This window comes from Arthrobacter oryzae, from assembly GCF_030812315.1.
In the GTDB taxonomy this organism is placed as follows: Bacteria; Actinomycetota; Actinomycetes; order Actinomycetales; family Micrococcaceae; genus Arthrobacter; species Arthrobacter oryzae_B.
Genome location: NZ_JAUSSM010000003.1, coordinates 405,635 through 426,630, shown reverse-complemented (window position 1 = coordinate 426,630; position 20,996 = coordinate 405,635). Strand labels below are relative to the sequence as shown.

Below are 20,996 nucleotides of genomic sequence, written 5' to 3'. Positions count from 1 at the left end.
ATTGACAGCCGGGCCCCTCCGTGCGTAACAGTGGTGGACTTGCGAAGCCGCCACTGCCGCGGAGCCCGCGGCCCGGCTGGCCCCGCGATTCCGCGGAGCCCATCGGGGTCCGGCTGGTCAGTCCAGTTCGCCCAGCCGCCATGCGTTCGCCGCGTGCTCCAGGTCCTCTGCAGTCTTCACCAGGAGGTGGGAGTTGCGGGTCAGTTTGCTCGCGTGGTTCTCGTTGCTGTGGTCGGCGCCGTCGGCCAGGGTTGCCTGGCCCAGGGCCACTACCCGGCAAAAAGCTGCGGAACGTTCCAGCGCGACGTCGAACTCGCCGTCGAACGCGCCGGAGAGGATGGCATCCGCCATCGTCTTCATTTCGTCCGCCCCCGGCGGCTCTGCGGCACCGGCAACCACATTGGAAACCTGTGCCGTGTCCTTGCCTGCCTTAAAGTACACGGAGATGCGTTCGGGATCCTGGATGGTGGCTGCCCGCAGGGCGTACAGGCGCCAGAGGGCGCCGGGCAGGGAGCGTGCCGGGCTTTCGGCCCACATTTCGGCAATGGCTTCCAGGCCCTGTTCGTCCGCGAGCTTGACCAGGCGCTTGGTGACCTTGGGATCATCGCTGTCGCGGCCGTGGCGGACCAGCGCCTGGGCGGCCAGGTGCGCTGCCTCGGACACCCGTGCAGGGTCTGCACCGCCCGCGAACGGCTCAAAGTCGATGGGCGCAAAAGGTTTCGGCTTGTGATGCCGGTTTGCGCCGCCGTAGGCCTTGGATCCTGCTTGCTCGCTCATGCCCCCACGCTACTCCTGTGCTGTTCTGTTATCGAGCTTGCCGACGGGCGGCTTAAGGAGTATTGGAGGCAGCTGCCGTACGGCCGTGAATGCACGACGGCGCCACGCGCCGTTTGTGTAAAACCCTGCCCCCGGCGTGCGGTACAGTATTTAACGTCCAGAAATGGACTGGGCTGACAGTCCGATTGCGTGCGTTCGCCGCCCGTTTTCATGGCCGTCAGCTGGGGCCTTTAGCTCAGTTGGTAGAGCATCGGACTTTTAATCCGTGGGTCGTGGGTTCGATCCCCACAGGGCCCACTCTTTTAGCGAAGAGTGGAAAACCTCCGGCTTCCTGGTAACAGGAGGCCGGAGGTTTTTTGTTGTCCGGAAACAGTTTGTCCGAGCCTGGGGTCCCTGCGCTACCTGCCGGTGCTATTTTCCGGTGAGCGTCCAGGAGCGCTTGGACAGGCCGAACCAGAAGCCGTCGATGGCCGTCCTGGCGTTCAGGTCCCCCGACTCGTAGGCGGCACCCAAGGCCACATAGAGCGGCGCCCAGTGCTCGCTGCGCGGATGCGCCTCGCGGGCCGCCGGTGCCTTGTGCAGGAAGTCCAGGATGGAATCGACGTCGCCGGCCGCCAGGGTTTCCTCTGCCCAGTGGTCGAACTCGCTGGAGACGGAAGGCGGCGCCGTGTCCGGTCCGGCCGACGGGTTGAACCAGCGCAGGTTGTGCGTCGTGAAGCCCGAGCCAACGATGAGTGTCCCGCGATCCCGCAGAGGGGCCAGCGTTTTGCCCAGGTTGAACAAGCCCTGCGGATCCAGGGTGGGCATGGACATCTGGACCACCGGGATATCGGCATCCGGGTACATCTCCACGAGCGGCACGTACGCGCCATGGTCCAGGCCGCGCCCTTCGTCGCGTTCCACGTGGTGGCCGTGGGTGGAAACGAGCTTCTCCACTTCGGTGGCGAGTTCCGCCGCCCGGGGCGCGTTGTAGGTGACGTCGTAGTACTTCTGCGGGAACCCCCAGAAGTCGTAGACGAGCCCGGGGTTCCGCGAGGTGGCGCTGAGGGTCACCGGCGCGTTCTCCCAGTGCGCGGACACCATCAGGATGTCCTTGGGCTTGCCGAAGGTGCCGGACCAGGCGCCGAGTTCGCTGGTCCAGCGGGCGTCGTCGGCCAGGGGAGGGGCGCCGTGGCTCAGGAAGAGTACCGGCGGGCGGTCAAGTGTCTGCGTCATGCCTCCAGTCTAAGACTTTTTACTTGAATCTTCAAGTAATTCTTTCCGACCATTTTTCCGTGGGCTACGCCGGGCCCCCGTTCGCGTAGGTGGTCCGGTCGTTGATCCCGTGGACCGTCCCCGCGGCGGAAGAGCGCTCCGATGTGATGACACTCACTTACGTATACTGGGACGGATTTGCAGCCAATCTTGGGGTTTCCCGCACTCGACGGGTAGTGGCCGGCAATCACCAACCGCCCACCAGGATCCCCAGCAGTTAGGTACCGCGCCCATGTCAGGTCGCCGAGCAGCAGGCCCGCAGCGCCACGGCCGATTTCCCCGTAAGTCACCGTTCTTCTGGCCCCGGATAGTGATGGTCGTCGGCCTCATGGTGGCCATCGCCGTCGCCGCCGCGGCCGTCATCTGGATCACGGGCAGCCGGTCACCCCTCGCGGCCGCGCGCTGTGACGTCCCCGCCGCAGTTCGTGTCGGCGCCGACGCCAGCATCGCCCCGGCCCTGCAAAGCGCGGCGGCAAAGGTGCCCACCGGTGCCTGTGTGAAGTACACCATCGAAACACGGACGCAGCCTGAGCTTGCCGGCTCGGTGACTGCGGGCAAGGATGCCCCGGACTTGTGGGTAGCCGATTCGGCGGTCCGGGTGCAGCGGGTGGTGACTGCCGCGGCGCCTGAAATCACTGTGCCGTCCCTCGCCTCGACGCCCGGCGTTATTGTCGGCCGCCAGGGGGAAGTCCCCGGCTTTGCCGCCTGGCTCAGCGCGCTGCAGGCTCCCGGCGTCAGGTTCAGCGATCCGCTGGTGACCGGCAGTGGGGAAATGGCGCTGCTGGGAGCCCTCTCCGAAGTGGAGGCCGGCCGCGCGGACGACAAAACGTTTCAGGCCGCGACCGCCCAGCTCGCCCAGAGCGAGAGTCAACGCACGGGAGAGAAGCTGACCGATGCCAAACAGCTCGAGGCGGTGGTTTCGGGCGGGGGATTCGCCATTGTTACGGAGCAGGCCTGGCTGGCCTTCGCGCAGACGGCTCCCGGGGCCGGGCTTTCAGCGTCGGTGCCGCACACCGGGTCCGTGTCGCTGGACTACCCGGTGGCCCTCACCGCCGCGGGTCGGGCACGCGGCGGTGCCGCAGCCGACGCCGCACAGGCGCTGGCTTCCGCCATGGCGACCGAGGACGGAAAGCAGGCGCTCGCCGACAGCGGCCTTCGGCCCGTGGGCGGCAGCCGCACCCCGGACCGGAAAGGCGTGGGAAGCGTTGCCGCCCTCAAGCCCGCTTCAACAGAAACCGTGCAGCGGACGCTGAAAGGCTGGTCCCTCCAGGCCATTCCGTTCAGGTCGCTGGTGGTGATGGATGTCTCAGGCTCCATGAACTTCCAGGCGGGGACACAGACCCGCATGCAGCTCACGCAGCAGGCGGCCATTGCGGGCAGCAAGCTGTTTCCCAACACCGCTGCGCTGGGGATGTGGGCGTTTTCCATTGGCCTCGGCGGCGGCAGCCAGGACTACGTGGAGCTCGATCCCATCAGGAAAATGGGCGAGGTGGTGGGCGGCGTGACGCAGCGGGACCGGCTCGTGGCCGACATCTCCGGCTTGGACAAGCGCACCGGCGGCGCCACGGGGCTCTATGACTCGACCCTGGCCGCCTACCGGACGGTCAAGGCGAATTACGATGCCCGCGCTGTCAACAGCGTGATCCTGTTCACCGACGGAGCCAACGAAGACCCGGACTCCCTGAGCCTGGAGGAGCTGCTGGAGGCGTTGCGGCGTGAACAGGACCCGGCCAAGCCCGTGGTGATCGTCAGTATCGGGATTACCGAAGACGCCGACGCCGAGACCCTCCGGAAGATTTCCGAAGCCACTGGCGGCACCAGCTATGTGGCCAGGAATCCGCAGGACATTCCGGGCGTGTTCGTGGATGCGCTGCAGGCTCGAGCACAATAGCTATATGGCCTACAGCAGCGAGCGGCGCCTTCCGCGACTTGAAGACGTGGCGGAACGCGCCGGCGTCTCCCACCAGACAGTGTCCCGGGTAATCAATAACCACCCCAATGTGAGCAAGGCAACCAGGGAACGCGTCGAGGCTGCCGTCGCCGAGCTGGGGTACCGGCGTAACACCGCCGCGCGAAGCCTGGTGACCCGGCGTTCGCACACCATAGGTGTCCTGGCCAGCGAGCTGTCCCAGTACGGGCCCGCCAACACGCTGCTCGGCGTGGAGCAGGCGGCACGGAACGCCGGCTACTTCGTGAGCATCGCCGCTCTCCGGGAGGTCAGCGCGGATTCGATCACCGACGCCGCACGCCATTTCATGGATCAGGGCGTGGACGGGATCGTGGCCCTGGTTCCGCACGCAGGAACCCTGCAGGCCCTGGAGGTGCTCAACCTGGACGTGCCGGTGGTGGTGGTCGGCTCCAGCGGAGAAGGCAGGTTCAGCGGTGCCATGGTGGACCAAAAGCTGGGAGCCAGGCTTGCCGTTGCCCATCTGATTGAGCAGGGCCACAAGCGGATCGGCCACATCTCCGGCCCCCAGGACTGGATCGACGCCGCGGAGCGGGCCGAAGGCTGGCGCGAGGCACTCACCGAGGCCGGACTGGACGACGACCTCCTCGTCGAGGGCGACTGGAGCGCCGGAAGCGGCTACGGCATCGGGCAGAAGCTTGCCGTCGAGCGCAGTGCCACGGCCGTTTTCGTCGGCAACGACCAGATGGCCCTGGGCGTCCTGAGGGCCTTCGGCGAAGCGGGCGTGCGGGTGCCGGAGGACGTCTCCGTGGTGGGTTTCGACGACCAGCCCGAGGCGGGCTACTTCATGCCGCCGCTCACCACTGTCCGCCAGGACTTCGAAGAGCTCGGCCGCCGGTGCATGGACATGATGCTGGCGCTGCTTGAAGACGGCGCTGGGGCCCGAACCACAGTGGTTGACCCCCGCATCGTAGTGCGCGCGAGCACGGCCCCGCCCGCCTGAGCAGGCCCACGCTCCGGCCCGCCCCGCCGGCGTTTTCCTGCCCTTGGCACCACATGCAGCGAGAGCCATGTCTTGACAGGTCGTTTGTTAGCGCTAACAATTAAGGACAACCGCAGAGCAGCGGAGACTATTGGAGGAATTGATGGACGTCACAGACGGTTCAGACAGCTTTGTGATCGGCGTCGACTACGGCACGCTGTCCGGACGGGCCGTGGTGGTCCGCGTCCGGGACGGCAAGGAACTGGGCAGCGGCGTATTTGAATACCCGCACGCCGTTGTCACCGATGCGCTCCCGGCCGATTTGGCGGATGGAACAGCCGCCCGCCTGCCCGGCGAGTGGGCCCTGCAGGTGCCCAACGACTACCGCGACGTGCTCCGCCGGGCAGTTCCCGCGGCCATCGCCGACGCCGGGATCGACCCCGCCGCCGTGGTGGGAATCGCCACCGACTTCACGGCCTGCACCATGGTTCCCGTCAAGGCGGACGGTACGCCGCTGAACGAACTGCCCGGATTCGCCAACCGCCCGCACGCCTATGTGAAGCTGTGGCGCCACCATGCCGCCCAGCCGCAGGCGGACCGCATCAACGCCCTGGCCGCGGAACTCGGTGAGAACTGGCTGCCTCGCTATGGCGGGCTTATCTCCTCCGAATGGGAGTTCGCCAAGGGCCTGCAGCTGTTGGAGGAGGACCCGGAAACCTACGCCGAAATGGACCACTGGGTGGAAGCGGCCGACTGGATCGTCTGGCAGCTGTGCGGCAACTACGTCCGCAACGCCTGCACCGCGGGATACAAGGGCATCTACCAGGACGGCCGCTACCCGTCCGAGGAATTCCTGTCCGCCCTGAACCCGGATTTCAGGGATTTTGTCAGCGCCAAGCTGGCCCACACCATCGGCCGGCTGGGCGATGCCGCCGGCTACCTGACGGCCGAGGCGGCAGCCTGGACCGGGCTGCCGGAGGGCATCGCCGTCGCAGTGGGCAACGTGGACGCCCATGTCACGGCGCCCGCAGCCAAGGCAGTGGAGCCCGGGCAGCTGGTGGCCATCATGGGAACCTCCACCTGCCACGTCATGAACGGCGCCGAGCTTCGTGAAGTCCCGGGCATGTGCGGCGTGGTTGACGGCGGAATCGTCGACGGGCTGTGGGGCTACGAAGCCGGCCAAAGCGGTGTGGGAGACATCTTCGGCTGGTTCACCAGCAACGGCGTCCCGCCCGAATACCACCAGGCAGCGGAAGCCGCAGGCCTGGGCATCCATGAATACCTCACGGAACTGGCCTCCCGCCAGGCCATCGGCGAACACGGGCTCATTGCCCTGGACTGGCACTCCGGCAACCGCTCCGTACTGGTGGACCACGAACTCTCCGGCGTCGTGGTGGGCCAGACCCTCGCCACCAAGCCTGAAGACACCTACCGGGCACTGCTGGAGGCCACGGCCTTCGGCACGCGCACCATCGTGGACGCCTTCCGCGACTCGGGAGTGCCCGTCAGGGAATTCATCGTCGCCGGCGGCCTGCTCAAAAACAAACTGCTCATGCAGATCTACGCGGACATCACCGGCCTGCCGCTCTCCACCATCGGCTCAACCCAGGGACCCGCCCTGGGGTCGGCCATCCACGCCGCCGTGGCCGCAGGTCACTACGAGGATATCCGTGCCGCTGCCGCTGCCATGGGTTCGGAGCCCGGCAGCATCTACATTCCCATTCCGGAAAATGTTGCCGCCTACGAAAAGCTCTTCCAGGAGTACCGCACGCTGCACGACTACTTCGGCCGCGGCACCAACAGCGTGATGCACCGCCTCAAGGCGATCCAGCGTGCGGCGAGGCCGTCGTTTGCCGCCGCCGCGGGCGCCCCTCAGCAGAACGCCGCGTCCGCCGAATCGGCCGCAGAGGAAGTGTCCGCATGAGCAGCCTCCTTGAAGCCATCGCGCAGATCCGGCGAGAGGTCTGCGAACTGCACGCCGAACTCACCCGCTATGAACTGGTGGTGTGGACGGCCGGCAACGTCTCCGCGCGTGTTCCCGGCCATGACCTGATGGTCATCAAGCCGTCAGGGGTCTCCTACGCGGACCTCACGCCCGAGAGCATGGTCGTCACGGACCTCTACGGAACTCCCGCTGACGGCGAGTGGGGCAACCCGCCGTTCTCGCCGTCGTCGGACACCGCGGCACATGCATACGTCTACCGGCATATGCCGGAAGTGGGCGGTGTGGTGCACACGCACTCCACCTACGCCACGGCATGGGCTGCCCGCGGCGAGGCTATCCCGTGCGTGCTGACCATGATGAGCGACGAGTTCGGCGGGAGCATCCCGGTGGGTCCGTTCGCGCTGATCGGCGATGACTCGATCGGCCAGGGAATTGTGGAAACCCTCCGCAACTCCACGTCGCCGGCGGTCCTGATGCAGAACCACGGGCCGTTCACCATCGGCAAGGACGCCCGCTCCGCCGTGAAGGCCGCCGTGATGTGCGAGGAAGTGGCACGCACCGTCCATATTTCCCGCCAGCTGGGCGAACCCCTGCCCATCGACCAGGGCAGCATCGATTCCCTTTACGCCCGCTACCAGAACGTCTACGGCCAGTAGCGCCGCAGCCCGCCCGCTTTCTTCAGGAGAACCCCCATGAGCAACGCCAACAACACGTCCCTCGAGCAGTACGAGGTCTGGTTCCTTACCGGCAGCCAGCACCTGTACGGCGAGGACGTCCTCAAGCAGGTCGCAGCGCAGTCGCAGGAGATTGCCGCCGCGCTGAACGCATCTTCCGATGTCCCGGTCAAGGTGGTCTGGAAGCCCGTCCTCACCGATTCGGAGGCCATCCGCCGCACCGCGCTGGAAGCCAACTCCGACGATTCCGTGATCGGTGTGACCGCCTGGATGCATACGTTCAGCCCGGCCAAGATGTGGATCCAGGGCCTGGACCTGCTGCGCAAGCCGCTCCTGCACCTGCACACCCAGGCCAATGTGGAGCTGCCCTGGGCGGACATCGACTTCGACTTCATGAACCTCAACCAGGCAGCCCACGGCGACCGCGAGTTCGGCTACATCCAGTCCCGCCTTGGCATTCCCCGCAAGACCGTGGTGGGCCACGTGTCCAACCCGGAGGTCTCCCGCCAGGTGGGTGTGTGGCAGCGCGCCTCGGCCGGCTGGGCCGCCGTCCGCACGCTCAAGCTGACCCGTTTCGGCGATAATATGCGCAACGTGGCGGTCACCGAAGGCGACAAGACCGAAGCCGAGCTGCGCTTCGGCGTCTCGGTCAACACCTGGTCTGTCAACGAGCTCGCCGACGCCGTGCATGGTGCCGCCGAGTCCGACGTCGACGCCCTGGTGGCGGAGTACGAGCGCCTCTACGAGGTGGTGCCGGAACTGAAGGAGGGGGGAGCGCGGCACGAATCGCTGCGCTACAGCGCGCGGATCGAGCTGGGCCTGCGCAGCTTCCTCGAGGCCAACGGCTCGGCCGCCTTCACCACGTCGTTCGAGGACCTGGGCGAGCTGCGCCAGCTGCCCGGCATGGCCGTGCAGCGGCTGATGGCCGACGGCTACGGGTTCGGCGCTGAGGGCGACTGGAAGACCGCAATCCTGGTCCGTGCGGCCAAGGTGATGGGCTCCGGCCTCCCCGGTGGCGCCTCCCTGATGGAGGACTACACGTACCACCTCACCCCAGGCCAGGAGAAGATCCTGGGTGCGCACATGCTGGAGGTCTGCCCGTCGCTGACCGCCACGAAGCCGCGGGTCGAGATCCACCCGCTGGGCATCGGCGGCAAGGAAGACCCCGTCCGCATGGTGTTCGACACCGACGCAGGCCCCGGCGTCGTGGTGGCCCTGTCCGACATGCGGGACCGCTTCCGCCTCGTGGCCAACGCCGTCGACGTCGTGGACCTGGACGAGCCGCTGCCGAACCTGCCTGTGGCACGCGCGCTGTGGTCTCCGAAACCCGATTTCGCCACCTCTGCAGCGGCCTGGCTCACCGCCGGAGCTGCGCACCACACTGTGCTCTCCACTGCCGTGGGAATGGACGTGTTCGAGGACTTCGCCGAGATTGCACGGACCGAACTGCTGGCCATCGATGAAGGCACCACCATCAAACAGTTCAAGAAGGAACTGAACTGGAACGCTGCGTACTACAAGCTGGCCGGCGGGCTGTAGACCACCGCCGCTGCCCGCTCAGCCCTCTGCGGCCGGGCGGGCAGCGAGGGTCACTTTGGCTTCCCTGGATTCGGTGCCCCGGCGGTAGCCGACGTTCACCGTCTGGTCCGGGGTCTTGCCGCGAAGCTCGGCCAGCAGGTCCTCGGGCGAGGCCACTTCCTTGCCGTCGAGGGCAATGAGGACGTCCCCGGGCCGGATGCCGGCATCGTCTGCCGGGCCGCCGTCGACCACCGAGAGCACCAGGGCACCGCGCGTGTCCTGGAGCCCCAGCTGCTCGGCGATCTGGGAAGTGATCCCGCCCGGGCGGAGGCCGATGAAGGCGTGGTCGGCGGTGCCGTCCTCACGCAGCTGTTCGGCCACCCGGACGGCCGTCGCGGCCGGAATCGCAAAGCCCAGCGCCACCGCCCCCGACTGCGGCGGAATGTATGCCTCGCTGATGCCGATCACCTCGCCCCTGGAATTGACCACGGCGCCGCCTGAGTTCCCCGGGCTGATGGCCGCATCAGTCTGAATCAGGTCCACCAGCGACTGGCTGCTGGCTGCCGAACCGGGAATTTCGCGATGCAGCCCGGAAATGATTCCCGCCGTGGCCGTGTTTTCGAAACCCAGCGGTGAGCCGATCACGATCGCCAGTTCACCCACCCTGGGCAGGTCGGTCTGGAACTTTGCCGCGGGAAGCCCCGTGCGCTTGGCCTCCACGAGCGCCAGGTCCGAGATCGCATCCACGGCCCTGACTGTTCCGGCGACCCGCTGGCCGTCGGCGAACGCGACTTCCACGTCCGTGTTGCCCCGCACCACATGCTCGTTGGTGAGGATCAGGCCCTCCGCATCGAACACCACGCCGCTGCCCACGCCCCCGTCTGTCAGGACCGTGACCACGGACGGCTGGACGTTCTCCACTATGGAAGGGATGTCCGCGGCCGTCTGCGGCGTGCCCGGTTGGGCGGTCTGCACCGGGCTGCCGCCAGCGGTGGCGGAGGCAGTGGACGGCGGAGCTGGCTGCGGACCCGCCGTGCAGGCGGACGCCATAAGGACGACGGCGGCAGCGGCGCCTGCGCAGGCCAAACGGAGGCGGGTCAGGCGGCAGGATTCGGCTTGCTGGGATCGCATGGGAAGTCCCCTCTCATGGCACCTGCTTAAAAAGTAAGCCCGCGCGCCGGAGTCCGGCCAGTGGCCCGGACAACGAGGTGGGGTTCAGGAGCGGGAGCGGGAGCGGGAGCAGGTCACGGTTTGCCGGCGTCCGGTGGAGCCGCCGTTGAATTCCGCACGATGAGTTCCGTGGCGAGCTCAACGGACTGCGGGCTTTTCGGCGCATGCCCGATCTGTTCCACCAGGATGCCCACCGCCATGGCTGCCATCTGCTCCAGCGGCTGGCGGACAGTGGTCAGCGGCGGAGATGCCATGGCCGCCTGCCCGATATCGTCAAAGCCCACCACGCTCAGCTGGTCCGGAACCCGGATGGACCGCATTGATGCGGCGCTCATCAGGCCGAGGGCCTGGAGGTCATTGCCGGCAAAGACGGCCGTGGGCGGGGCCGGAAGATCCAGCAGTTCGCCGCCGAGGCGGAATCCCGCCTCGATGCTGAAATCGCCGTCGCGGACCAAGTCATTGTCGAGGTGCAGCCCGCTGGCCTGAAGGGCGGCGGAGTAGGCCGCATACCGTGCGCGGCTGTGGACGGAACCCGCGCCGCCGCCTGTGATGATGCCGATCCGGCGGTGACCCAGCCCGAGCAGGTGCTCCACCGCATGCAGTGCCCCGGAAAACGCCGCCGGGCTGACGCTGGGGATGCCCATTGCCTCGTTCCCCTGCGGGTCCACGGCCACTGACGGAATGTTCAGCGAACGCAGCGTGGTCACCAGCCGGGAGCCGCGGTGCGGGGCGAGCAGGATGACGCCGGCAAGCTGGTTGGCCGAGGACTGGCGAAGTTTGCGCCAGTTGTCCTGGGTGGCGTGTTCCGCCAGGGTGCAGGCCAGCGTAAACCCCTGCCGGGCCGCGGCTTCCTCCGCGCCGGCGAGGATCTTCAGCATCCACGGGCTGTCAAAATTGTTGACCACCAGCTGCAGGAGCCCGGGAACGGGAGGAGCGGCGGTGCGCTTGCTGTAGTCCAGCTTCGCGAGGGCCTCGTTGACCTTTTCCCGGGTGGCTGCAGAAACGTAGGAGCGGCCGTTGAGAACTTTGGAAACGGTGGGAGCCGAAACTCCGGCAGCGGCGGCCACATCGGCAATTTTGGGTCGATTCGTGGCGGTCAACTGGGCTGTCCTTGGCGTCATGGCGTCGCAGCCGCCGCAAATTCCCCGGAGGGTTCGAGCGTGGCCGGTGCGGTATCCACCTGCACGGGTCCAACAATAACACCGCCGCTTTCGGCCGAACCGAGGGGAGAAGCCGCGAAGATGCCGAGTTCCGCGCCGATCCACTGGCCTTCCACGACGTCGAAGACCGCGTTCAGCATGCGCCATTCCGATGCGGTGCCGGTCCGCCACTCAAAGCGGGCCTGATGCCCGGCATCGACCCGGATCCTGACGTCCAGCGTTGGTGCCCGTAGCTCAACTGCATCCGTCAGCGGATCCTCCTGCGGCCGCTGTCCGCCCCGTCCTGAACCAAGGAGGTACCCGTCCGCCGTCCGCACTATGCCCAGCCAGGCATACTGCCTGCCCAGAATTACGACGCCGGCCCGTGTTCCGACCGGGACGCCGTCCAGTTTTAACGAGGTGCTGAAGGAGCACTCGACACCGGGCAGGATCTGGCCGAGGACGTTGGGCAGCTCGCGAAGGTTGACGGGATCGTTGGCCTTGGGATGCAGCAGCGCCCGCCCGTCTCCGGGCAGCGTCAGCCAGGCGGGGTCCGCATTGGCCTGCCAATGCCATTGCCGTCCCAGTTTGTCGCTGGTGAAAGCGTCGCTTGCCGGCGGCGCAACGTCCTCCGGACCGGTGCCGGTCGGGTAGGCATGCTGAAGGACCGGGGTGCCAGCGCCGCCGTCGGACGTCCTTTCGCCCATCCACGGCCAGCCGTCCGGGTCCCAGCCCATGGGCTGGAGGTGGACCACCCTGCCGTACGGGCCGCGGTCCTGGAAATGCAGGAACCAGTCCTCGCCCTCAGGCGTGGTGACCCAGGCGCCCTGGTGGGGCCCATTAACCGGGCTGGAATTCTGCGCCAGCACGCGGCGCCCTTCGTACGGGCCGAACGGTGACCTGGAGCGGAACACGGACTGCCAGCCGGTGGCAACGCCGCCGGCCGGCGCGAAGATCCAGTACCAGCCATCCCGCTTGTAGAACTTTGGCCCTTCAATGGTGGTGTAGCCCGCGAGGGCCTCGCCGTCGATGACGTGGACGCCGCCGTCCAGCAGCCTCCGTGCGTCCGGGCTCATCCGGTGGACGGTGAGCCTGTTCTTGACGCCGATCCGGCTTTTGGCCCAGCCGTGAACCAGGTAGGCGCTGCCGTCGTCGTCCCACAGGGGGCACGGGTCGATCAGCCCGCGGCCTTCGTACAGCAGGTGGGGTTCGGTCCACGGACCGGCGGGGTCGGTGGCGGTCACGACGAAGATGCCGTGGTCCGGGTCCGGGTAGAAGATCCAGAACTTGCCGTCGTGGTGCCGCAGGGCGGGTGCCCAGACCCCGCTCCCGTGGCGGGGAAGGGAGTAGTGGCGGCCCGGCAGTTCGGGCAGGGCATGGCCCAGGTGCTCCCAGTCCACCAGGTTCCGGGACCGCAGGACCGGGAGGCCGGGAACGCGGTTGAAACTGGAGGCGATGAGGTAGTACGAGCCGTCCACCTGGACGGCGTCGGGGTCCGGCCAGTCCGCGTTCAGGACCGGGTTGGTGTAGGCGGGGGCTGGAACGGGGCTGCTCATGCTGTCCTGTCGAAGATCTGGGTGTGGGCAAATACGGGGTGCTGGCACAGGAGTTTGCGGGCAAGTTCCGGGGTGTCCACTGTGCCGTCCATAACCACGGCGTGAAGGCTTAGTTCCAGTGGCCGGGCGGCGTCCACGGGGCGGATGCGGTCCCAGGCGACGGCCGGGCCGGCGCCGAGGTACCCGTCGGTGCGGACGAACCACGGCAGGGCCTGTTCCGCGTGCGGGGCTGTTGCCTCGGCCGGGGCTGTTGTTGTCCGGGGCAACGCGGGTCCTTGGGCAAGGACGAGGCTTGCAGGTTTTCCGGCCACCACGGCAGCGATGGACAGCCATGGTGAGCGGGAGCCGTGGGCTGCCTCAGTGCCGGCGCCGGATTCCGTCAGGACGACGTCGGCCCGGGAATCGCGGGGCAGCCGCCAGAAGATCCCGCCGTAGCCGGCACCCTTCCGGCCCTTCACCGCGGAGGAGGACAGCCGTAGCTCTGCGGTGTCCGCGCACGGGGCGAGCCGGGACGTCAACGACAGCGACCAGCAGCGCCGGTCCGGATGTGCCGACACCCTGAGGCTGCGGGTTTCCACGGCGTCCACGGTGCCGTCCCGCGCTGACCAGTGGATAGTCTCTGTGATCGAATCGGCGCTGCTTCGCGACGAAACCACCACCTGCCGCCCATGGTTGGGCAGCATCGCCGGGCCGCTGCCCGGAACGTAGGTGCTGCCGCCCCAGTAATTGGTGCCGCCCAGGTCCGAAATGGCCAGCGAGAGCCCCAGATGGTGCCGGTGGTCAGGCGGCTCAGCGTCGCTGACCATGGTGCGGCTGAGCGTCCGGACCGGGTGCAGGAAGGGGCGGGGCGCCTGCTGCAGAGCCAGGCCGGTGCCGCTTTGGTAGCGGGCCACCTCAGTGCCGTGCACGGCCAGGCTCTGGACGGTGCTGTGCTGGCGGATCAACTCCATGAGGCGCTCCTGCTGACGAATGGGATGAGGGTTCCAACAGAGTAGCCACATCAGAAATCATTCGGCAAGTAATCAGAAAGTTTCCTATTCTTGTTTCGGAGCAATTGTCCCGAATGTGTTGACAGTCACAAGAAGTTTTTGCTAGAAATCGTTTACTCACCCGTTTACTAGGGAGCAGATCAAACCTGTTGCGAGGCCTCCCAGTGGGAAAATGTTCAGAAACTTTTCAGGCCACCGTGCCAGAAAGAAGTCGATCGATGAAGACGACAGTGAAATTCCAACCACGGCGCCGGGCCATCCTTGGCGCGGCAATCACCGCGGCGGGCCTGGCCCTCAGCGGCTGCGGGGCAAGCGCAACGCCTGCGGGCGGTGGCGGCAACGTCGAACTGAACTTCGTGTTCTGGGGGGATGCCAACCGGGCCAAGATGACGGAGGCGGCGCTGCGGATCTTCGAGGAGAAGAACCCGGGCATCACGGTCAAAACGGAGTACCAGGATAGCGGGCCCTATGCCGACAAGCTGGCTACCCGGTTCGCCGGCGGCAATCCTCCGGACGTGCTGAACATGGCGAACAGGAGCCTCCTGGAGTACGCGCAGCGCGGCACGCTGGCTGACCTGAAGAGCATGCCCGAGCTCAACCTCGACGAGGTGCCGGAGTCCGTGCTCAGCCGCGGAACCGTCGACGGCAAGCTGTACGGCCTGGCTACCGGAGTCACCACCATCGGGATAGTGGTCAACAAAACCATCACGGACCAGGCAGGGGTTGCCATTCCGGACGACAAGACGTGGAGCTGGGAAGACTACGCCAAATTCGCAACCGAGGTGACGCAAAAGACGGGCGGCAAGGTTTACGGCGCCGGCTACGACGTAGCGACCGAAACCGGACCCATCATGCTCGCCAGGCAGCGGGGCGAGGACTTCTACACGGAAGACAACAAGCTCGGAGTCAGTGAGGAAACGATCCGGGACTGGTTCCAGTACAGCGTGGACCTCCGCAAGGCCGGCGGATATCCTCCCGCCGGCTTCTTCGAGCAAATCGGCGGTTCGCCGGCACAGTCCTACTTGGCCAAGGGCACCGTCGCATCGCAGATCATCCCCATCAACAACTTCAAGGGATACAACGACGCTGTGGAGGGGGAAGTCGTACTGCTGCGGATTCCAGGCGAAACCAGCGCTGAACGAAGGGGCTACTCAGCGGACCCCAGCATGTTGTGGTCCATCGCAGCCAAGTCCAAGCACCCCAAGGAAGCCGCCAAACTGCTGAACTTCCTGGTCAACGACAGTGACGGTGCTGCCGAGACCCTCACCCAGCGAGGCGTGCCGATCAACCCCGAAGTGGCCCAGTCGATCACGCCCAAGCTCAGCACGGACGACAAGACTTTTGTCGACATGATGGCCGCCATCCAGGAGGACGATCTCCCGCCGGCGTACGTCTACCCCAAGGGCGCCAGCGTTGTTGCGGACACCCTCAAGCAGCTCGCCACCGAAGTCGAGTTTGGCCGGATCAGCCCTGCCGACGCCGCGAAGACCTTCCTCGAGAAAAGCAATGCGGCCATCACCAAGTAGCCGCCTGATGCCCGGAACCGCATACACGCAGATAGGAGCCTGACCCGATGTCAGTGCTGACCAAGCAAGCCCCGGGCGCGGCCGCCACTTTGGCTGCGCCGGGGGACGCTAAACCCCGACGGGGTCCGTCCAGGCGCACCAACCAGCCCTCGGGCTACCTGTTCCTGCTGCCGTGGTTCGTCGGCATGCTGTTCACGATCATCCCGTTCTTCGCCTCGCTCTACCTCGCGTTCACGGACTACAACCTGTTCACGGAACCGAACTTCGTGGGCCTGGCCAACTTCCAGGCCATGTTCGAGGACCCCCGCCTCCTGCAGTCCCTGAAGGTCACGTTCATCTACACGTTCGTTTCCGTACCGATCTCGCTGGCAGCCGCACTGCTGATCGCCCTGGTGCTGAACCGCGGACTCCAGGGCCTGTCCATCTACCGTTCCGTCTATTACCTGCCTTCACTGCTGGGCGGCAGCGTCGCCATTGTCATGCTGTGGCGTTACATCTTCGGCAACGACGGCATCGTCAACGGGTTCCTGGGGTTCTTCGGCATTCAGGGCCCGGCCTGGGTCACGGACCCGGAGTTCGCCCTGAGCACCCTCATCGTGCTCAACGTGTGGACGTTCGGCTCACCCATGGTCATCTTCCTGGCCGGCCTCCGGCAGGTGCCGGCCATGTACTACGAGGCTGCCTCCATCGACGGCGCCTCAAAGTGGCGGCAGTTCCGCAGCATCACACTGCCGCTGATCAGCCCCATCATTTTCTTCAACCTCATCATGCAGCTCATCGGCTCATTCCAGACCTTCACGCAGGGCTACGTGATGAGCGGCGGCACCGGCGGGCCGGCTGATTCGACGCTGTTCTACAACCTGTACCTGTACCAGAAGGGCTTTACCGAATTCGAGATGGGGTATGCCTCCGCCATGGCGTGGTTGCTGCTGATGATTATTGCGATTTTCACCGCCATCAACTTCATCGCATCCAAGTTCTGGGTCTTCTACGACAATTAAGGCAACCGCAATGGCTCTCCTCGAATTACCCGCAAAACGCAAGCAAAAGAAGGAAGCGGCCCCGGAAGACGCCCTGACCGGGACGCCCCGCAGCCGGTTCTCCCGGCACCTGGTCCTGTGCCTGGTGGGCCTCGTGATGCTCTACCCGCTGCTGTGGCTGATCTCCAGTTCGTTCAAGCCCAGCAATGACATCTTCCGCCAGCTGGGCCTGTGGCCGGAGAACTGGGACTTCAGCAACTACGAACAGGGCTGGACTGCGTTGAACCAGCCGTTCCATGTGTACCTGATCAACTCGCTGATCGTGGTGGTGTTCTCCATTGTGGGCAACATCTTCTCCTGCGCCCTGGCCGCCTACGCCTTCGCGCGGATGGAGTTCACAGGCCGGAAACTGTTCTTCGCCCTGATGCTGGGAACCCTGATGCTGCCGGGCCACGTGCTCCTGGTGCCGCAGTACATTATCTTCTCGCAGCTGGGCTGGCTGGACACCTACCTGCCGCTGATCGTGCCGAACTTCATGGCCACCAACGCGTTTTTCATCTTCCTGATGGTCCAGTTCATGAAGGCGCTGCCCAAGGAGCTCGACGACGCCGCCCAGATCGACGGCTGCGGTCCCTTCCGGACCTTCCTGCGCGTCATTATGCCGCTGTGTGTTCCGGCCATGGCTACCACCGCCATCTTCACGTTCATCTCCACCTGGAACGAGTTCTTCGGGCCCCTGCTCTACATCCAGAACCAGGACCTCTACACGGTTCCGCTGGCGTTGCGTGCCTTTATGGACTCGGAGGGCCAGAGCATGTGGGGGCCTATGTTCGCCATGTCCGTGGTGTCCATCGCCCCCATCATCGGTTTCTTCATCGCCGGCCAGAAGTACCTCATCAACGGCATCGCCACCACCGGGCTGAAATAGCCCTCCGCACATCACTGACCGGCCTGTTCTGACCAACAAGACAAAGGAGTTTTGCATGAGTTTGCGACGCCTAATAGGTGCGGCAACCGCCGTCGTCATCCTGGGCAGTTTCACCGCCGTCCCGGCCCACGCGGGACAGCACCGCACCCAGCCCGGGGACCTGGCAGCGCCGGTTGCTTCCGAGGCCGCGACGGAACCGGCCGCAATGTGGAAGCAGAAGCCGGACGGCTTCGCGTCCCTACCCGGCTACGGGCTGGAAGGAACCACGGGAGGCCAGTCCGGCCGAATCGTCACGGCTTCCACGATCGGGGAGCTGCAGAATTATGCCGCCGCAGGCGAGCCGCTGGTCATCTTCATCCGCGGCACACTCAAGGCCACGGACTACGTGAAGATTCCGGTCAGCGCCAACAAGAGCTTCATCGGAGTCGGCGCCGGCGCTGAGATAGTCAATGCAGGCTTCAAGCTCATCAACGTCTCCAACGTGATCTTCCGGAACTTCACCGTCCGGGACTCCTACCTGCCCGGGGACTGGGACGGGAAACGGCCGGACAATGACCGCGACGGCATCCAATTGGATACCTCCCACCACGTCTGGGTGGACCACATGAAGTTCGAACGCATGGGCGACGGCATGATCGACACCCGTAAGGACTCCGACTACGTCACGTACTCCTGGAACATCTTCGCGGACACCAACAAGGCCCTGGGCGTCGGCTGGACCTCCAACGCCGTGACCAGGATGACCATCCACCACAACTGGATCCGCAATACCACCCAGCGCAATTTCAGCCTGGACAACACCGCGGCAGCCCACGTCTACAACAACTTCCTGCAGGACATCGGCCAGTACGGCATGATGGGCCGCAACGCGGCCAAGGTGGTCCTCGAAGGCAACTACTTCACCGCAGTTCCTGACCCCGTGGTGGCCAAGGACCCGGCCACGGAAGTGGTGAACCGGGACAACATCTTCAACTCCACGCGCGGCCGCAAGGACAACGTGGGCACAGCCTTCGACCCCACGCACTACTACGCCTACCAGAAGGACGACGCCGCCAGCGTACCCGGGATCGTCGCCGGCGGCGCCGGGCCGCGGCAGAGCAGCGAACCGAACAACACAACGGACATCACGGTTGCCCTGGACGGCACCGGCGACTTCGCCAGTGTCCAGGCGGCCATCGGATCCATCCCCAGCGGCAACACCCAGCCCCGCACCATCACGGTGAAACCCGGCACCTACCGGGAAGTCGTGAACCTCTGGGCAGACCGCCCGAACGTGACCCTCCAAGGCAGCACAGGCAACCCGGCCGACGTCGTCATCACCTATGACACCCCGGCAAACGGCGTGAAGTTCTTCGGCGGCACGTGGGGTGCGCAGGGCAGTGCCACGCTAACTGTTTCAGCCGCCGACACGACGGTCCGGAACCTGACAGTGGAGAACGCCTACGACGAAGCCGCCAACGGCGGAAGCCAGGCGCTCGCCGTGCGGACCGTGGGCGACAGGGTGACCTTTGACGGGACGCGCTTCCTCGGCAATCAGGACACGTATCTTGCGGACACCACCGGCCGCGATGCGACCGCCCGCACGTACCTCAAGAACTGCTACGTCGAGGGGGATGTGGACTTCCTTTACGGCCGGGGCACGGCGGTTTTCGACGGCTGCACCATCCACTCACTGGACCGGGGCAGCGACACCAACAACGGCTACATCGTGGCCCCGAGCACCAAGAACTCCAACCCGTACGGATTCCTGATCGTGGACAGCACCCTCACCGGCGATGGAGCCCCGGGAACGGTCAGCCTGGGCCGTCCCTGGTTTGCAAGCAGCGACCCCGACGCGCATCCCATGGCCCTAATCAGGGACTCCACGCTGGGCGGCCACATCGCAGTGCAGGGATGGTCGGACATGAGCGGCCATTCCTGGACCGAGGGAAGGTTCGCCGAATACAACAACGGCGGACCCGGGGCGTGCGTCAACGAATTCCACCCCCAGCTCACCGCGGAGGAAGCAGCCAAATTCACCAAGGAGACCTTCCTTGGTGACTGGAACCCGGCCGGACGGAGCTGACATGGCGGCACAGGAATGCACCTCCGGTCCCACACGGCGGTCGGTGATCGCCGCCGGGCTGGCAGGCACCGCACTGGTGGCGGCGTGCCCTGCCGTGGCGGCGGCCGCACCGGCGCCGGGAGTTCAGGCCTCGGAAAACCCGGCGTCGGAAAGTTCGACGGCGCACCGCTCACCGGGAGCCTGGGGCACCCCGGCCAACGGGTTCGCGGAGGCGCAACTGCCGAAACCCGGCGCCCTGGACGGGAGCATCTGGTCCGAAGCCCCAACGGGTTTCGCGTCGCTGCCCGGCTACGGGCTGCAGGGGACAACCGGCGGCGCCGGCGGGAAGATCATCCACGTCCGCACGGCCGCCGGGCTCCGCGAGGCCGCCAGGGCTGTGGAGCCCCTGGTTGTGATCCTGCACGGTTCCATTGTGTTCGGCAGCTACGAGAAACTCGTGGTCCAGTCGCACAAATCGTTCCTCGGCTTCGGTGCCGGGGCAGAGGTGGTCAACGCCGGCTTCAAGCTGATCACCGTTGGCAATGTCATCTTCCGGAACTTCACGGTCCGGGACTCGTACATCCCGGGCGACTTCGACGGCAAACGCCCGGACAATGACCGCGACGGCATCCAGGTGGACACCTCGCACCACATCTGGGTGGACCACATGTTCTTCGTCCGCCTGGGCGACGGCCTCGTGGACACCCGGAAAGACTGCGACCTGGTGAGCTACTCGTGGAACGTCTTTGCGGACCACAACAAGGCGCTGGGGGAGGGGTGGACTGCGAACGTGGTCACCCGGCTCACGCTCCACCACAACTGGATCCGGAACACCCACCAGCGCAATGCCAGCATTGACAACACCGCTGCCGCCCACGTCTACAACAACCTGCTCGAGGACATTTCCAGTTATGGAATGCTCGGGCGGAATGCTGCCCGGATGGTGGTGGAGGGCAACTACTTCTCGGATGTCCGCAATCCGCTGAAGCATCAGGGCGCAGGCGGCGGCCTCACGGTCCGCGGCAACGTCTTCTCCGGCTGCACGGGGGACACCGGCCCGGAGTTCGGGACAGCCTTCGATCCTGCCGAGAGCTACCCGTACCGGATCGGGCCCGCTGTTGCCGTCCCTGCGCTGGTGCGGAGGTTCGCCGGGCCCGCGGGCGGAACGCTTTCACCGGCGCCCGGACTCATCCGGGTGGCGCTGGATGGAACGGGCGACGTCGGCAGCATCCGTGCCGCCGTCGGACTTATCCCGGCCGGAAGCACGCGTCCCGTGACGATCGAACTGCAGCCGGGCGTCTACCGCGAGCCTGCGGTCATTTGGAAGGACCGCCGCAATGTGACCCTCCGGGGCGCCACCGGGCGTGCGGCGGACGTGGTGCTGACCGCGGAGGAAGGCGTGACTCTCTGGGCCGGCGGCGACGGGACGGTGGTCCGCGACCTCACCGTCACGTCCGATAGCCCCCAGGACGGTGACGTTGTCCGCACCACCGGTTCGGGCGTGGAGTACGTGAACGTGACGGTCCTGAACGGCAGGGCAGGCTAGCGCAGGAGGCCGGGATCCGGGCGCCACCCGCGCCGGGCCCGGCGTCCGCACCCGGTCCGGCC

Annotated in this window: 16 protein-coding genes and 1 tRNA gene; 11 read left to right on the top strand and 6 right to left on the bottom strand. The window is 66.1% G+C overall.

Translation table 11 applies throughout. The features are described 5' to 3' along the window. Nucleotides 1–117 precede the first annotated feature (117 nt). The gene (locus tag J2S97_RS08780; RefSeq protein ID WP_104176160.1) at nt 118–777 is read right to left on the bottom strand and encodes a hypothetical protein; all 660 of its coding nucleotides are present in this window, start codon (nt 775–777) and stop codon (nt 118–120) included. A gap of 224 nt (nt 778–1,001) precedes the next feature. On the opposite strand from J2S97_RS08780, the gene J2S97_RS08775 reads away from it, so the two are divergent. Next, nucleotides 1,002–1,074, top strand: a tRNA-Lys gene (locus tag J2S97_RS08775). A gap of 114 nt (nt 1,075–1,188) precedes the next feature. Here the strand turns inward: J2S97_RS08775 and J2S97_RS08770 are convergent. Then, nucleotides 1,189–1,992, bottom strand: coding sequence for a dioxygenase family protein (locus J2S97_RS08770; protein WP_307048385.1), 804 nt, complete (start codon nt 1,990–1,992; stop codon nt 1,189–1,191). Between the two features lie 271 nt (nt 1,993–2,263). Here J2S97_RS08770 and J2S97_RS08765 point away from each other — a divergent pair, with 271 nt between their 5' ends. From J2S97_RS08765 to araA, 5 genes are all read left to right on the top strand, one after another. Continuing rightward, complete coding sequence (locus J2S97_RS08765; protein WP_307048383.1) at nt 2,264–3,922, top strand: substrate-binding domain-containing protein; 1,659 nt, start codon at nt 2,264–2,266, stop codon at nt 3,920–3,922. Nucleotides 3,923–3,926: 4 nt separating this feature from the next. Further along, nucleotides 3,927–4,940 (top strand): LacI family DNA-binding transcriptional regulator, encoded by a 1,014-nt coding sequence (locus J2S97_RS08760; RefSeq protein WP_307048381.1) that lies wholly within the window; start codon nt 3,927–3,929, stop codon nt 4,938–4,940. A gap of 142 nt (nt 4,941–5,082) precedes the next feature. Beyond that, entirely contained in the window at nt 5,083–6,843 is a 1,761-nt protein-coding gene (gene araB, locus J2S97_RS08755) for a ribulokinase (protein WP_307048379.1), read from the top strand. Beyond that, nucleotides 6,840–7,520 (top strand): L-ribulose-5-phosphate 4-epimerase, encoded by a 681-nt coding sequence (locus tag J2S97_RS08750; protein WP_307048377.1) that lies wholly within the window; start codon nt 6,840–6,842, stop codon nt 7,518–7,520. The genes araB and J2S97_RS08750 overlap by 4 nt, the downstream gene beginning before the upstream one ends. A gap of 36 nt (nt 7,521–7,556) precedes the next feature. After that, nucleotides 7,557–9,077, top strand: coding sequence for an L-arabinose isomerase (araA, locus tag J2S97_RS08745; protein WP_307048375.1), 1,521 nt, complete (start codon nt 7,557–7,559; stop codon nt 9,075–9,077). An 18-nt stretch (nt 9,078–9,095) separates the two neighbouring features. On the opposite strand, the gene J2S97_RS08740 is transcribed toward araA, so the two are convergent. The 4 genes from J2S97_RS08740 to J2S97_RS08725 form a co-directional block, all read right to left on the bottom strand. After that, nucleotides 9,096–10,187 (bottom strand): S1C family serine protease, encoded by a 1,092-nt coding sequence (locus J2S97_RS08740; protein WP_307048373.1) that lies wholly within the window; start codon nt 10,185–10,187, stop codon nt 9,096–9,098. A 113-nt stretch (nt 10,188–10,300) separates the two neighbouring features. Then, nucleotides 10,301–11,326 carry a LacI family DNA-binding transcriptional regulator gene (locus tag J2S97_RS08735; RefSeq protein ID WP_307048371.1) on the bottom strand — a complete coding sequence of 342 codons (1,026 nt, stop codon included), beginning with the start codon at nt 11,324–11,326 and terminating at the stop codon, nt 10,301–10,303. A 17-nt stretch (nt 11,327–11,343) separates the two neighbouring features. Further along, a complete protein-coding gene (locus J2S97_RS08730) occupies nt 11,344–12,921 on the bottom strand; it encodes a glycoside hydrolase family 43 protein (RefSeq protein ID WP_307048369.1) in 1,578 nt (525 codons plus the stop codon). After that, complete coding sequence (locus J2S97_RS08725; RefSeq protein ID WP_307048368.1) at nt 12,918–13,871, bottom strand: DUF6807 domain-containing protein; 954 nt, start codon at nt 13,869–13,871, stop codon at nt 12,918–12,920. Before J2S97_RS08725 ends, J2S97_RS08730 begins: the two co-directional genes overlap by 4 nt. Nucleotides 13,872–14,128: 257 nt before the next feature. On the opposite strand from J2S97_RS08725, the gene J2S97_RS08720 reads away from it, so the two are divergent. Genes J2S97_RS08720 through J2S97_RS08700 form a run of 5 tightly spaced genes read left to right on the top strand, consistent with a single transcriptional unit; the run spans nt 14,129 to nt 20,934 of the window. Beyond that, entirely contained in the window at nt 14,129–15,436 is a 1,308-nt protein-coding gene (locus J2S97_RS08720) for an ABC transporter substrate-binding protein (RefSeq protein WP_307048367.1), read from the top strand. A gap of 47 nt (nt 15,437–15,483) precedes the next feature. Next, entirely contained in the window at nt 15,484–16,437 is a 954-nt protein-coding gene (locus J2S97_RS08715) for a carbohydrate ABC transporter permease (protein ID WP_307048365.1), read from the top strand. Nucleotides 16,438–16,447: 10 nt separating this feature from the next. Next, on the top strand, nt 16,448–17,344 hold the full coding sequence (locus tag J2S97_RS08710) for a carbohydrate ABC transporter permease (protein WP_307048364.1): 897 nt from the start codon (nt 16,448–16,450) through the stop codon (nt 17,342–17,344). A gap of 55 nt (nt 17,345–17,399) precedes the next feature. Further along, a complete protein-coding gene (locus tag J2S97_RS08705) occupies nt 17,400–19,409 on the top strand; it encodes a pectinesterase family protein (protein ID WP_307048362.1) in 2,010 nt (669 codons plus the stop codon). A gap of 1 nt (nt 19,410) precedes the next feature. Then, a complete protein-coding gene (locus tag J2S97_RS08700; protein ID WP_307048360.1) occupies nt 19,411–20,934 on the top strand; it encodes a pectate lyase family protein in 1,524 nt (507 codons plus the stop codon). The last annotated feature ends 62 nt before the right edge of the window (nt 20,935–20,996 follow it).